This is a genomic window from Legionella pneumophila subsp. fraseri, assembly GCF_000586315.1.
Taxonomy (GTDB): domain Bacteria; phylum Pseudomonadota; class Gammaproteobacteria; order Legionellales; family Legionellaceae; genus Legionella; species Legionella pneumophila_B.
This window is the reverse complement of sequence record NZ_JFIM01000014.1, coordinates 24,623-39,545: the sequence shown is the minus strand read 5'-3', so window position 1 is coordinate 39,545 and position 14,923 is coordinate 24,623. Positions and strand designations below refer to the sequence as shown.

Here is a 14,923-nt window from a genome sequence, read left to right as displayed (position 1 = left end):
TTTGTTTTTTATGAAAGAACCTTGCTTTCATTAACAGGATATTTTGAACTCAGACAACAGGTATAATTTCCATGCAGTTGGTGCCGCCAGGCATTCCAATTTGGGTTCCACGTGTTAATAAAACATAGCCTCTCTTTTCAAGGTGCCCTGATTTGATTAATTCATGTAAAATTTGTTGATTCAATCCTTCGGGGTTGAATTGATGAAAATCAATGTAGATAGGAAAGACATTGTTTACAAGGCTTAAACGGCCAATGGTTCTCTTATTGGCTGATACAGCAAAAATAGGAACAGTGCTATGGTGTCGGGATACCCATAAAGCCGTGTCTCCGGATTCGGTCAGTGTGATAATGGCCTGAATGGGAAAATGATTGGCGGTATGCATGGTAGCCATAGCGATTGCCTGGTCAGCGCGTTGATAATGACAGGTTTCCGGATCACTATGATAAAAAAAGCTGGCATGCTTCTCAGCGCTTAAACATATTTTATTGACCATGGAAATGACCTTGACTGGAAAAAGGCCGCTTGCTGTTTCTGCCGAGAGCATCACAGCATCAGTTCCATCCAGAATCGCGTTGGCTACATCAGAAACCTCGGCACGGGTAGGCTGAGGATTGCTTATCATGGATTCCATCATTTGTGTTGCGGTAATCACCACTTTATCTAAAAGTCGCGTTTGTTCTATGATGTGTTTTTGAATAGCGGGAACTTCAGCAGCACCCACTTCAACGCCTAAATCTCCTCTGGCCACCATAATGGCGTCTGCTTCGCGAATAATATCAGTTAAGTGATCCAAAGCTTCCATGCGCTCAATTTTAGCGATAATAGGGGTTATTTGGGCCCCATAGTCTTTCATTAGCGCTCTTGCTTGCCGGATATCCTCTGCGTCTTTTACAAAAGATAAACTGATGTAATCCACTTCTGCTTCAATTGCTGTACGTAAATCATTTCTGTCTTTTTCTGTTAAAGTCCTGGCTGCTAAGCCGCCACCCTTTCTATTCAAACCTTTCAAATCAGTGAGTATTCCACCTTCCACTACCTTGCAATGAATTTTTGACCCGGCAATCTCGATGACTTCCAATTCAATTAAGCCATCATTAATCAGAAGATGATCACCAATACTGAGTTCATTGGCCAAATTAGGATAAGCGACTGAAACGCCATTGATGTCGCCCAGGGTATCCGGGGCCATACAATCCAATGTAAAATTTTGTCCATCAATTAAAGTGATGGATTTGTTGTGAAAACGGCCGACTCTTATTTTAGGTCCTTGTAAATCAGCCATTACGGCAACCGGGTGGTTTAATTCATCTGCGATTTTACGAACCAGTGCAATTAATTGCAGGGCAGAGGCATCGGCATGGGAAAAGTTAATTCGTACTACGTTGACTCCTGCAGCCAACATGGAACGCAGGATTTCAGGTTCCTTGCTGGCTGGGCCTAAAGTGGCAACAATTTTAGTTCGTCTTAACATGTTTTGCGCGCTCCTGCAAAATAGCAACAGCAGGCAAGCTTTTTCCTTCCAGACATTCGAGAAATGCCCCACCTCCTGTGGAAATATAAGAAATTTGCTGATTCAAATCATAGAGATCAACAGCAGCTAAGGTATCACCACCACCAGCAATAGAAAAAGCATCACTCTCGGCAATCGCTATAGCAATGGCTCTTGTTCCATATGCAAACTGCGGGAATTCGAATACACCAACCGGACCATTCCAGATGATGGTGTTGGCGTCATGGATGAGGTCTACATAATCTCTTATGGTTTCTGGGCCAATATCAAGAATCATATCGTCTTCAGCCACATTAGACAGAGACTTATTAAAAGCAGGGCAGGTTTCACTAAAGGTTTTGCCTACGACAACGTCGGTGGGTAGTGGGATTTGGCAACCCTTTTCTTTGGCTAGGATAAGAATATGACGAGCCTCATCTAATAAATCAGGTTCGTACAGGGAAATACCAATTTCAAATCCCTGAGCTTTCAGAAAAGTATTGGCAATACCTCCCCCTGGAATAAGAACATCAACCATACCCACTAATTGTTTCAATAGACTGAGCTTGGAGGAGACTTTGGCTCCTCCAACAATAGCGACGATAGGTTTTTTAGGCGCTTTAAGCACTTGGTTTAACGCTTCAAGTTCCCGGATTAGCAGAGGACCAGCAACGGCGATTGGGGCATATTGAGCAACACCATAGGTAGACGCCTGTGCCCTGTGTGCCGTGCCAAAAGCATCCATGACAAAGACATCGCAAAGGTTGGCCAATTTTTTGGCCAGGGATTCGTCATTGGATTTTTCACCAGGATTAAATCGGACATTTTCGCAAATAACTAACTCCCCGGGTTTCACATCCAGGCCATTCAAGTAATCCTTGACGAAGCGAACAGGATATTCCAGGTTTTCTTTTAAATAGTCAGCAACAGGTTCCAAAGAGAATTTTTTTTCGTATTTTCCTTCTTCTGGACGCCCAAGATGGGACAATACAATCACTGCGGCACCACTGTCCAGGGCGGATTTGATGGTAGGCAGGGCTGCTTGCAATCTTTGATCACTGGTAATCATGCCGTCTTTGATCGGGACATTTAAATCCTCACGAATCAGGACTCTTTTGCCAGACAGATCAATGTCGCTCATTTTAATCAGGTTCATTGGTTATCCTTTAGCAGTTCATCATTTGGTGTGCGGTATCAATCATGCGGTTAGAGAAACCCCATTCATTGTCATACCAGGCGACCACTTTGACCAAATTACCTATCACTTTAGTTTCCGTTGTATCGAAAATAGCCGAAGCAGGGTTATGATTGAAGTCACAAGAAACTAAAGGATCTTCATTAATTTGTAAAATTCGGCTTTTAGCCTTGCGCATGATGTCATTGATTTCTTCTACAGAGGTTTCGCGTTTCGCCTGGAAGGTTAAATCAACAACGGATACGTTTAATACCGGTACTCGCATCGCAAATCCGTCCAACTTCCCTGCCAGTTCAGGTAAAACCAAACCAACGGCTGCAGCAGCGCCAGTTTTGGTTGGAATGATGGACTGCGTTGCAGAGCGAGCGCGTCGTAAATCTTTATGGCTTCCGTCCAGAAGCATTTGATCTTTTGTATAGGCATGAACAGTGTTGACCAATCCTGACTCAATTCCTATGGCGTCATTTAATACTTTAACCACTGGGGCAAGACAGTTTGTTGTACAGGATGCATTGGATACAATGACATCAGACGCTTTGATGACAGTGTGATTGACTCCATAGACCACAGTCGTATCAACGCCCTTGGCCGGAGCCGATATTAATACTTTTTTAGCGCCGGCAGTAATATGGCCCATTGCCGCATCTCTGCTGGTAAAGAAACCGGTGCATTCAAAGACGATATCAACGTCCAGTTGTTTCCATGGCAATTTGGACGGATCACGTTCAGCAATCACTTGAATGCCATGCCCATCAACAATCAGCATGTTTCCTTCTATGCTGACATCTGAGCGAAAAGGACCGTGGGTTGAATCGTAGCGAGTCAGATGAGCGGTCACATCGATGCCAGATAAATCGTTAATGGCAACGACTTCAAACTCATTTTGCCTGTTGTATTCAAAAATCGATCTTAAAATGCAACGACCAATGCGGCCATAGCCATTAATCGCGACTCGTATTGTCATACTACTTCTCCGAGTTAGGGTACCCTCCATACTCAGTCAGACTGAATACAGACCTTCTTGAAACTTAAGAAGGGGTATGGGTTACACCATTGTTTGTTTGGTTAATGTATCCAGAGTATTAATAATTTTTTCTACTGTAATTCCAAGGTAATTAAAAGCATCCGTGGCAGGGGCTGATACGCCAAAACAATCCAGCCCAATGACGGCGCCGTCAAAGCCAACAAATTGGTGCCAATAGGCACTGCTGGCCGCTTCTATAGCGATACGTGTACGAACGTCACCAGGTAATACCCTGTTTTTGTAATCATCACTCTGGGCAAGGAATCGCTCGGCACAGGGCATGGATACCACCCTGACATGGAGTCCTCTTGATTTGACCTTCTCTGCCGCAGCCACAGCCAGTTGAACCTCTGAACCTGTGGCTATCAGGATAGCATCAGGCTTTCTTTCACAATCTGCAATAATGTATCCACCTTTCTTAATCAAGTCAGCCGCATCGGTGCCATGAGCTAAAGCGGGCAGATTTTGTCTTGAGAGCAATAAAGCGGATGGGCCATCATGGTGTTCCAACGCTTGTTGCCATGCAACAGCAGTTTCCATTAAATCAGCAGGACGCCAGACCGTCATGCCAGGAGTCATTCTTAACATAGCGATGTGTTCTACAGGTTGGTGTGTAGGGCCATCTTCCCCTAAACCGATAGAATCATGGGTCAATACATATATTACTCTTTGTTTCATTAAAGCGCTTAAACGGATAGCATTTCTTGCATAATCTGCGAAAACAAGGAATGTTCCACCGTAGGGAATAAATCCTCCATGCACAGCAAGCCCATTCATGATGGCTGCCATGGCGAATTCCCTCACCCCATAATAGAGGTAGTTTCCGGAAAAATTGTGAGCCGTGATGGCTTTGCTGCCTGACCAGTCGGTATTATTGGAACCAGTCAAATCAGCCGAGCCGCCGAACATTTCCGGTAATATTGGCGCGAAAAATTCTATGCATTGCTGCGACGCTTTACGCGTTGCTATGGCTTTTTCATTATTCAGACATTGTTTCAGGAATCCAGCCGATATTTCCTGCCAATCATCAGGCAGGTCACCATTGGCACGGCGTAAAAAGTCATCATGTTCCGATGGATATTGTTGCTGGTATTCATGCAGGAGTTGCAGCCATTGTTGTTCTTCTTTTTCTCCCTGCTCTCTATGATCCCACTGCGTATAAAGAGAATCTGGGATTTCGAAGGGAGCATGTTTCCAATTAAAAAATTCGCGAACATTATTTATGTCTTGGGCACTCAATGGAGAACCGTGCGCTTTTTCGCTGCCTGCCACAGAGGAGCCCAGTCCTATGACGGTTTTACAGATAATTAATGAAGGTTGGGTGGTGTTCTTGCGCGCTTCTAATATGGCGTGCTCAATTTGATTTGCATCATGGCCATCGATGGGGCCTATGACTTGCCAGTTGTAGGCTTTAAAGCGAGACGTGGTATCGTCCGTAAACCAGGATTCCACCTTGCCATCAATAGAAATACCGTTGTCGTCATAAAACACAATGAGCTTTCCCAAACCAAGAGTGCCAGCTAAAGAACAAGCTTCATGAGAAATGCCTTCCATCAGGCAACCATCACCGGCAAAAGTATAAGTATAATGATCAACCAGGTTAAAGTGGTCGTGGTTAAAGGTACTGGCCAGCACACGTTCTGCTAAGGCCATCCCGACTGAATTAGCCAAACCTTGGCCTAACGGCCCTGTTGTTGTTTCAACACCGGGAGTATGTCCAAGTTCCGGATGTCCTGGTGTTTTTGAATGCAATTGGCGGAAATTTTTAAGCTCGTTAATATCCAAATTGTATCCAGTCAAATGCAGCAAGGAATAGAGAAGCATGGAACCATGGCCATTAGATAATACAAAACGATCTCTGTTAAACCAGTGCGGATTTTTGGGATTAAATTTTAGAAATTTTTTCCATAAAACGGTGGCAATATCAGCCATACCCAAGGGCATGCCAGGGTGGCCTGATTGAGCCTGGTTTACTGCATCGATGCTTAACATGCGTACCGCATTAGCTAATTCTGTAAAACTGTTCATGCCTACTCTTATGCATTTAACTGAGGCACTATTGTCGCTCAGAAGGCATAAATCGGCAAGAACACCAATCATTTTTAGTTGAAAATAATGCCAATATTAGAGCAAAATGTAAATTTAAGTTTAAATTTTTCCTAATTTTTGACATAATGTTAGGGTTTGATTAATTTTTGCAGTCCAGATAAAGTGACTGGAGCAAAAATTTTTGTAAAGCTACATTACAAACACAAATGATATGCGGATTATTTATTTCAAAAAATCATGACACCGATTATTAGTCATTTACTAAAAATGTTTCCAGAGCTGACCACGCAAGTTGAAACCGATTCTTTGAATTGGACATTTAACACGTGCCTGAAACAATTGGGTCCTGATTTTTATTCGAAAGTAGCGCGCCTTCATCCTATTCTCAATATTGAATACAGTGTATTGTGCCAGCGCTTAAGATATAACCTGTCCTCTCCTGATTACAGTTCGCCTGAGCAAATCAAGGAACAACTGATTGATGCACTCAAACTGGCTGAGCTTTTGGAATACACCTATCAACACTATCTGGTCGTTCCCCGCGAAGTGCTGCGTTTGCGCCGCCATAAAGCCATATACAGAGAATTATTGACTGAATTGTCCGGGTATTCTTTTGTTTTGGATAATCCGGAGCCGGAATCTCTCAAGACAAGCTTGTCATTGACGCAGGCCATTCGTGAGAAAACTGCTCAATCCAATTGGTATAGAATTTTTATCAGCAGAAGTAAACGAGTCATTAATCTTTTGGATAATTTAGACACTGGTTCAAAAGCATTTCGTGATTTTGTCGTGCTGCTTGATAAATACACTAATCCATTTTTGGCTTATTTGGGCTGGTGTTTTTTTGCCCCCAGATTATTTACCAATCTCTTTTTAATTTTAAAGCATACCATTCCTGGGCAATGGATGGGCGAAAAAGAAAAATCACTGGATTGGTCGGATCGATTTTATGCCCACCTGCAACGACGGTGGTTTGAGCTGGCCAATGACAGCGTTTGGTTTACAGTCGGGATTCTCAATTGCTTCGTGCTGGTAGGCGCTTTGGCACCCCTCTCTGTTTATTTGTCGTTGTTTGCGTTTGTCTTTGACGTCGCCAACACAAGCCTGCGTGCTTACATAGAGATTGGTCGATTACAGCAGTTGCAAAAGGAATATGGTGAACTCTTTAATCAGGAAAAAAATGAAGACAAGAAAAAGACAATCAAAGAGTACCAGGACTCCATCAGTTATCGCATTAAATTTGAGGTTCTGCGTTCCTTTTTATCGGTTGGCGGGGCAGCCGCTGTTGTGATTGCAATGGCTTTATCAGTTCCTGCTTTAGGTTTTATAAATCCGGTCATCCCCTTGGTTGGAGCACTTCTTTTATTGGTATTGTGGGGTGTTTCATTATACTTGACCAACAAGTTGGATGAATACAGGCCTGTCGATAACATTGAAAAGCCAGCTCTTTCTGTTATCAACAAATTAGGCTTTTTTGCCTCCAAAAATGAAAAAAGAGAGAGCCTGCATCTTTCTGCCAAGACAGAAAAAGACGATGAAGTGGGGGAGTTAATCCCAACATCCGCCTTTAATTGATTACTGTACTTTGCTGTTTCACAGCGGATAAAGTATAGAGACTAATTCAATTGAATGTTATGCTTTCAAAAAATTACATGATGGAAAGGTATAACATGTCGACCACCGTTGGATTACCACAATTTAGCCATATAGAAGTTGAACATTTCAAATCCCATCTTGATGCGTTATTAAAAAACCATCTCGAGGAAATTGACAGGCTGCTTAAAGAAAATCACCACTACACCTGGGATAATTTAATTTATCCTTTAGATAGTCTGGCTGATGAGCTTGAGCGTTTTTGGTCTCCCTTTGCACACATGCATGCGGTGATGGATTCTGAGGCAATACGTGAATCTTATGAGGCGTGTCTGCCCTTGCTGTCTGCCTATGATGCAGCGATTGGGCATAATCAAGACTTGTATGAGGCCATTAAATCGATAGATCAGCATTCCCTTAATCCTGCCCAGAAAAAAATTATTGCAGACAACATACAGGATTTTGAGTTATCAGGAGTTGCTTTATCCAAGGCGAATAAAAAGCGTTTTGAAGCCATTCAATCGAGACTGGCCGAATTATCCAGCAAATTCGAAAACAATGTGTTGGATGCGACCCATGCCTACACTATTCATATCACCGAAGCAGAACGTTTGGCCGGATTACCCGAGCACGCTTTAAATACGGCAAAAGAATTGGCGCATGAGAAGGGGCTGGATGGCTTTGTTTTAACACTCGAATACCCTTGTTTTCAGGCCGTCATTACGCATGCTGAAGACAGGGCTTTACGTGAAGAAATGTATCGGGCTTACGTCACCAGAGCCTCAGATCAAGGCCCTAATGCAGGAACCTTTGACAATACTCCGCTGATTGATGAAATTCTGTCCTTGCGCCATGAAAAAGCCGAGCTTTTAGGGTTCAATAATTTTGCCGAATTATCCCTGGCGACCAAGATGGCGGCCTCGACCAATCAAGTCACTGAATTTATTTATGATTTGATTGGCAGAACCCGTGACAAGGGTAAGGCTGAATTTAGGCAACTTGAACTGTTTGCACAGGATAAATTCAATCTAAGCCCAGTAAACCCATGGGACGTTGCTTATCTTTCTGAAAAAAGAAGACAGGATTTGTATTCCTTATCTCAAGAGGAATTACGGCCTTATTTCCCACAACCTAAAGTGATGCAAGGCTTGTTCGCGATTGTTAAAAAGCTCTTTGGTATGAGTATCGAGGAGATTGAGGGCGTGGATGTTTGGCATAAGGACGTTCAATGCTATTGCATAGTCGATGAATCCAATCAAACGCGCGGGTACATTTACACGGATTTGTTTGCCAGACCGCACAAGCGCAATGGTGCCTGGATGGACTCCATGCAAAGCCGCAGAAAACTCGAGGATGGCACAGTTCAATTACCCATTGCGACCTTGACTTGCAATTTTGCCAAGCCTTCTGCAAACAGACCCGCCATGTTATCGCACGATGAAGTGGTGACTTTGTTTCACGAGTTTGGTCATTGCTTGCATCACGTTTTGACTCAAGTCGATTACCTTGGCGGCTCAGGAATTAATGGCGTGGAATGGGATGCGGTGGAATTACCCAGCCAATTTTTCGAAAACTGGTGCTGGGATGAGCACGCATTGTCTTTACTGACTTCGCACGTGGATACAGGGGAAACCTTGCCTTCCGCATTGTACGAGCGCTTGATTGCCGCTAAAAATTTTCAATCCGCCATGGCCATGTTAAGACAAATGGAATTCGCCTTGTTTGATTTTCGCATTCACCAGGAATATCAAACGGGTAAAGCGTCATTTGTCCCAAATATTCTGGCGGATGTACGTTCTAAAACCAGTGTTGTACCCATTGTTCCTTATAATCGTTTTCAGCACAGTTTCTCGCATATTTTTGGGGGTGGCTACGCCGCTGGTTATTACAGTTACATGTGGGCAGAAGTATTATCCAGCGATGCCTTTGCGCGCTTTGAGGAGGAAGGTATTTTCAACCCCAAAACCGGGCATGACTTTTTGAAATCCATCTTGGAGGCAGGCGGCTCAAGAAAAGCAGCCGATGCTTTCGTTGAATTCCGAGGGAGACCCGCGACGATTGATGCTTTGCTGCGCCATAATGGGATTTTATAAAATCAGGGCTTACGCCCCCCAATCTTGTTGTTAAAAACTATTGTGTTTTGACCTTGAGGGGCTGTAAGTCCTGAAAATTTATTCGGTATGCTGGCGGGATTTTGCTTACATGCGAGCATTTTATGTTATAATTAAAGTGTACAGAATGGGGGGCGACCTGGCTTCGACGTGGGTTGCAAAACCGGAAGTGCATGCCGAGAAGGAGATCTCTCGTAAATAAGACTCAATTAAATATAAATGCAAACGATGAAAACTTTGCTGGTGGGGAAGCTATCGCTGCCTAATAAGCACTTTAGTTAAACCATCACTGTGTACTGGCCAATAAACCCAGTATCCCGTTCGACCGAGCCCGCTTATCGGTATCGAATCAACGGTCATAAGAGATAAGCTAGCGTCCTAATCTATCCCGGGTTATGGCGCGAAACTCAGGGAATCGCTGTGTATCATCCTGCCCGTCGGAGGAGCCACAGTTAAATTCAAAAGACAAGGCTATGCATGTAGAGCTAAAGGCAGAGGACTTGCGGACGCGGGTTCGATTCCCGCCGCCTCCACCAATTATCAAAACCATTCCTGACCACCAAAGACCATCATAAACCCATGTAGATCAACGAGTTAAATCCACTTTTCTGGTTGATAGGGTCGTCTTTTGTGGTTTTCTGTTGGCTCAAAAATCACCCAAAATATGCCCAAAATTTTTGAAAAAGTACCCAATATCTGCCCAAAAATAGAGCCCAATCAATATCCTACAAATCATGCCATAAAATTATGACAGTCTATAACAAAAATGGGTTGCAAAAAGGATCAAGGGGTTGGATAAAAAATTGAATAAAGCCTTTGTAAAGCGCGATATTGAAGAATTACCTGTTTTAAATAAAATAAAGGATTGTATAATAGTACAAATAATTAGTTGAACAGTCTCTATGTATCATTATACAACAACAAATTGTGCCATAAAAATACTTGGTAATTGTCAATTAAAATATAGCAAATATCCAACCATCAATGATCCTTTCGACACTGGAAAAGACATCATTTATGACCCTAAGGATACAAATGGGGAAAAATTTAAAAATGAGTTTCTAAACAATAAAATTTTAAAGAACACAAAACCCATGCTTTTTGAGATGATAAAAAATCTTAAAGGCAATGAAACTCTGAATGTAGTAAAAAAAAATATAGAAGAAAGCTATTTCTCTAAAATGATAAAAAACACTCCATTCGTGTGTTTTTCTAAAAACAATAACATACAGCTTTTGTGGGCGCACTATGGTGAAAAATATGCCGGTGTAGTATTAGAGTTCAATATAAGTAGGGATAAAGCGGAAGAAGTTAATTATAAAGATTTAAGTAAAGGACCCTTACCAAGTGTTCTAACAGCTAAAAAATTTATTGAAGTTGCTTTTCTTAAAAACAATAATAAATTATTTTCGTATGTAAATGAGCTACTACTGACCAAGCATAAAGTTTGGAGATATGAACAAGAAATAAGACTACTAGGTAACCCAAATACCAATAAAGAATACCTTCCTTTTGACCCTATAGAATTAAAAGGTATTTATTTCGGAATAAATCACGAACCTAATGAAGAATTAATTAAAGCGATAACATCAGAAAAATACTCTCATGTAAAAATCTATAAAATGATCAGAGACCCTGGCTTTATGAATATACGTCCAATCGAAGCTGAAGTTACTTCGCTATAACAACCACTCTTCTCATACAAAAAATTTGAATCATAACTAAAATGGGGAGCAATTGCCTATTCGCATATAAGGGGTATCACTATCATAATTCGGGTTCCAGTAACCATTTGAACCCACTTCAAGAAACCTTCCAGTTACCAAGCTAAATTTGAAATCAGCTAAAAAACAATCGCATAGAATAGAGGCTTTAGAATAATACTTACAGCCACATCTCGATTGTGTATCACCCATTTTCGTTAGCTTATACTCACAATCCATGGTCCAAAAGGTCTCTTTATCTGAGTTACTACATTTTGAAATAATATATTTCTCTCCCTTAAACGAGGTTATAACCCAGTCATTTATTTTATTATTATATTCAAATCCAACAGTTTGTTTCGTAATACACAAGTATTGGTCAGAGTCCGAATAGGAACTATTAGATAACAGAAGAAAAAAAATAATACTTATTACCCCTTTTGAATAAGTACTTGCTAACATAAAAAATTCCTTCCGATGGAAAGCCTTATATCAACTAATAATAGCACAGGATGGATGTTTTCCTTTCATCTATCAAGTCAATTGCAGAACAGTTTGTAGCCCGATTTTTGGCATAATGGACTACCGATCCAATTACATGTGCTCTTTGAAAATTTATATAAAGAGTAAAATAAAGCGGGGTTATTTATGTTTGATGGCAGCTCTACCCACGCCAGCAAGCGTCTTGAGTTAAAAACCCAACACGGTTGCTACTCGATGAATCAAAAAAATTGCTTCAAAGCTTCTATAATAAAATGACAAGAATGATAAAACAAATCGGTGATCAAGTAGGTATCTAAAAATAGAGACGTATTATGGCAAGGCATCATTATGTTCCCCAATTTCTATTAAAGAAATGGCTCAACAAAGGTTTTTTTTATTATTATGCTCTAGAGAATAATATAGCTAGGGAATTCACACCCAATTCCACACAAAAAATATTTGCAAAAAAAAATCTCTACCAAGCTTTTGAGAAAATACATTTTGCAAAAATTGATGCTCTCGGAAGTTCTATTATTCGTATTTTAGAAAATAATACTTCCTTGAATGAATGCATTTTCCTAGATAACAAGTTATTGTCCAAAGAAGATAAGAATAATTTTGCAATGTTTGTTATTTCATTAACTGGAAGGCATCCAAGAACTATTAAAAAGCATAAAAATACAGCAAAAATAATCTCAGATGTTCTTCTTTCTTCTAACAACCCCTACAAAAGCACATTTGAAAATAGTGGGCATATAGAGGCTTTAGCATTAAGATGTGGATATAACTCAGCTGTAGTGCCGGAACTATCTATTAATCCATTACCGATTTTAACCAAGTTGGATTGGTATTTAGTTAATTTCTCGAAATCAAAATTTAAACTTATTATTACTGATCAACCTATAACATTGATTGTTGCTAATCATGCAAATAATAGAACACCAAGAAATATAAATGAATGTTTAGAAGATGGAGCTTCTTTATTTCTCCCAATTAATCCTAATTTAGGCTGGGTTGCAACACATTCTATACCTAAAATAGAAAACATGAGTTTCCACGCAAAGTGGTTAAATCTATTGCAGCTATCAAAGGATCCTACTGAAATTTGTTCCTCTGTTTCAATATTAAATTTTATTAATAAATATACAGGTATATTTAAGAAATCAATCTAATTTTAGCAGAAAGCTAACTTAAATTATGGCTGACTATGAAGCTTGGACATACAAAAAACATATTACTAATAGGTACTTTGCTGTCCAATTGGATTATTTGAATATTTCAAAAATAACTTCTGATATTTTGAACCACCTTACCGATAATATTAACCTGAATACCATCATTAACTTTAATATTAGGCCAATTGTCATTCAAAGTTAGCAACTCAAACTCTGTGGAGGTATAAGAAAGTTTTTTATACTGACAAATTATTAACTCTGCCTTCTCAGCAATTTTAACAGCAACGAAATCACCTGGGGCTGGAGAAACGGAAGGATCAATCACTAATACATCATTGACTCTGATTTCAGGCTTCATACTGTCATCTGTAATTTTCAATGCAAATGCATCAGAGCTTAATTCTGAGAGCATTGTGGTACTTACAGAAACTAATGTCCTATCACTAGTGACAACATGCTGATAATCTAAAAGGGGGATTAATTGGCTATAACTTCTCACTTCTTTAACCCCCGTTTCATCTGACAAACACATCAAATAAGCAGGAGAAATATTCAAAGCCTCTGCAAGCTGTTTTATTTCTTCCGGCCCAGGAGTTCGCACACCTTGCTCCCAGTTTGTCAATCGCGTTTGTTTCAACCCGCCAGCAAGCTCGCCTAGAGCCTTTAACGTCAAGCCTTTAGCCTTCCGTGCTTCAAGAATACGTTTGCCAATTTCCTTTTTGATATTCAGCTCAGTCAAATTTACCCCTAAAAAATGAGAGTTAACTATTGCAATATCACTTTACGTGATATAAATTAGTTTATAAATTCACATAACGTGAATAATAATCTTTTATTTTTATAAAGATATCACATTATGGAAATAAAAACGAGGATGAGTAGGGATATTACCCATGATGGATTTTGTGATTAATGGTGATGAGTTAGAGGCGATGTGTGGTTTGCCACATATCCAGCAACTGACTTATTTAAGAGGGATACGACCTTATATGGACGTTAAAACCGGAATAGTGGGAATCAAAAGGCGCATCAGTCATCAGTCGATTTCTGAGCAGCTTTATGTTGAGCCGCATCAAGGCATAAAAAACCAAAGCTTTTCGCGAGATCAAGTTAGGCGTGCTGTTTCAGGATTGGTTCGTGCGGGCTTAATTGAAGTGCAATCCGAAGGGATGCATTTGATTTTAAAATGCCTTTTGGCTTCACAGCATTATTCTGTCCAAAATAAAGCCGCCATAAACCCGCCACAGAAAGCCACCATAAAGCCGCGCGAGGAATCCCTTGAAAATACTGGGCTATCTGAGGTTGAGGCACTAAAAGCCGACACAGTGGAACCCCCAAAAGCCGCCATACCTCATAAAGATAATTATTATATTTATTTATTATCGCAATTCGAAAAATTCTGGTCGCTTTATCCTGAGAAAAAATCAAGGAACAACGCACAAGCTGTATTTGAAGAACTGAATCCCGATGCTGAGCTATTTCACACCATCATCAACGCATTGAACGCCCAAATTAATCATCGTGAAACCATGAAACTACAAGGCACATGGGTGCCGCCTTGGAAATACCCGGCAAATTGGCTTGCCCAACGTTGCTGGGAGGATGAATTACCTACGGATGCATTACAGGAGAAGCACCATGCAGAGCATACAAAAAATACTCGTAAACGTCACACCACAGAAGACTTGTTCTGCCCACCCTGTGATGTCGAAGAGCGAGGGAACAACAATGTCATCCAGCTCCAAAGATACCTTCAAAGCTGAGAGACGTATTGATTTGCTATTCTCCAAGTTTGCAGCCTTTTATGGCCATGTTTGGAGAAGTCAGTTTAAGGATGAAGTGTTTTTGAGGTTTGCCAAAAAAGAGTGGCAAGAGGCGTTAGCTGATTTTACAGATGCGGTATTGGCTAAGGCGATTTTGAATTGCCGTGAGTTTTACGAGTTACCGCCTACGCTGCCGCAAATGCTGTATTGCTGCAGGCAAATCAGGAAGCAAGTGACGTTTTATGTGATTAAGGATGAGTATCAACCTGCAAACAAAGCCGTTGTGAGTTCCTGTTTGCAGAAGTGCAAGGAACTTTTAGCAAAATAACCGGAGA

Annotated in this window: 11 protein-coding genes and 1 other RNA gene; 7 read left to right on the top strand and 5 right to left on the bottom strand. The window is 40.8% G+C overall.

Annotated elements, in window-relative coordinates:
* Window positions 1-49: 49 nt before the first annotated feature.
* From pyk to tkt, 4 genes are all read right to left on the bottom strand, one after another.
* Window positions 50-1,474 carry a pyruvate kinase gene (pyk, locus tag CC34_RS0104045; RefSeq protein ID WP_028378860.1) on the bottom strand — a complete coding sequence of 475 codons (1,425 nt, stop codon included), beginning with the start codon at window positions 1,472-1,474 and terminating at the stop codon, window positions 50-52.
* Window positions 1,458-2,648, bottom strand: coding sequence for a phosphoglycerate kinase (locus tag CC34_RS0104040; protein WP_027228097.1), 1,191 nt, complete (start codon window positions 2,646-2,648; stop codon window positions 1,458-1,460). Before CC34_RS0104040 ends, pyk begins: the two co-directional genes overlap by 17 nt.
* 10 nt (window positions 2,649-2,658) lie before the next feature.
* Window positions 2,659-3,651, bottom strand: coding sequence for a type I glyceraldehyde-3-phosphate dehydrogenase (gap, locus tag CC34_RS0104035; RefSeq protein ID WP_027228098.1), 993 nt, complete (start codon window positions 3,649-3,651; stop codon window positions 2,659-2,661).
* Between the two features lie 81 nt (window positions 3,652-3,732).
* Window positions 3,733-5,739 carry a transketolase gene (tkt, locus tag CC34_RS0104030; protein ID WP_027228099.1) on the bottom strand — a complete coding sequence of 669 codons (2,007 nt, stop codon included), beginning with the start codon at window positions 5,737-5,739 and terminating at the stop codon, window positions 3,733-3,735.
* Window positions 5,740-5,997: 258 nt separating this feature from the next.
* On the opposite strand from tkt, the gene CC34_RS0104025 reads away from it, so the two are divergent.
* From CC34_RS0104025 to CC34_RS0104000, 5 genes are all read left to right on the top strand, one after another.
* Window positions 5,998-7,335 carry a hypothetical protein gene (locus CC34_RS0104025; protein WP_027228100.1) on the top strand — a complete coding sequence of 446 codons (1,338 nt, stop codon included), beginning with the start codon at window positions 5,998-6,000 and terminating at the stop codon, window positions 7,333-7,335.
* 95 nt (window positions 7,336-7,430) lie between these two features.
* Window positions 7,431-9,446: a M3 family metallopeptidase gene (locus CC34_RS0104020; RefSeq protein ID WP_027228101.1), complete on the top strand. Its 2,016-nt coding sequence runs from the start codon at window positions 7,431-7,433 to the stop codon at window positions 9,444-9,446.
* A 148-nt stretch (window positions 9,447-9,594) separates the two neighbouring features.
* Window positions 9,595-10,000: a transfer-messenger RNA gene (gene ssrA, locus CC34_RS1000000116865) on the top strand.
* Between the two features lie 366 nt (window positions 10,001-10,366).
* On the top strand, window positions 10,367-11,149 hold the full coding sequence (locus CC34_RS0104010; RefSeq protein WP_028379190.1) for a DUF2971 domain-containing protein: 783 nt from the start codon (window positions 10,367-10,369) through the stop codon (window positions 11,147-11,149).
* Window positions 11,150-11,982: 833 nt separating this feature from the next.
* Complete coding sequence (locus CC34_RS0104000; RefSeq protein ID WP_028379188.1) at window positions 11,983-12,822, top strand: DUF4238 domain-containing protein; 840 nt, start codon at window positions 11,983-11,985, stop codon at window positions 12,820-12,822.
* Window positions 12,823-12,928: 106 nt separating this feature from the next.
* On the opposite strand, the gene CC34_RS0103995 is transcribed toward CC34_RS0104000, so the two are convergent.
* Window positions 12,929-13,555 carry a helix-turn-helix domain-containing protein gene (locus CC34_RS0103995; RefSeq protein ID WP_028379187.1) on the bottom strand — a complete coding sequence of 209 codons (627 nt, stop codon included), beginning with the start codon at window positions 13,553-13,555 and terminating at the stop codon, window positions 12,929-12,931.
* A gap of 163 nt (window positions 13,556-13,718) precedes the next feature.
* Between CC34_RS0103995 and CC34_RS0103990 the strand changes: the two genes are divergently transcribed.
* Window positions 13,719-14,588: an LvrA C-terminal domain-related protein gene (locus CC34_RS0103990; protein WP_028378713.1), complete on the top strand. Its 870-nt coding sequence runs from the start codon at window positions 13,719-13,721 to the stop codon at window positions 14,586-14,588.
* Window positions 14,554-14,916: a hypothetical protein gene (locus tag CC34_RS0103985; protein ID WP_028378714.1), complete on the top strand. Its 363-nt coding sequence runs from the start codon at window positions 14,554-14,556 to the stop codon at window positions 14,914-14,916. The genes CC34_RS0103990 and CC34_RS0103985 overlap by 35 nt, the downstream gene beginning before the upstream one ends.
* Window positions 14,917-14,923: the final 7 nt, after the last annotated feature.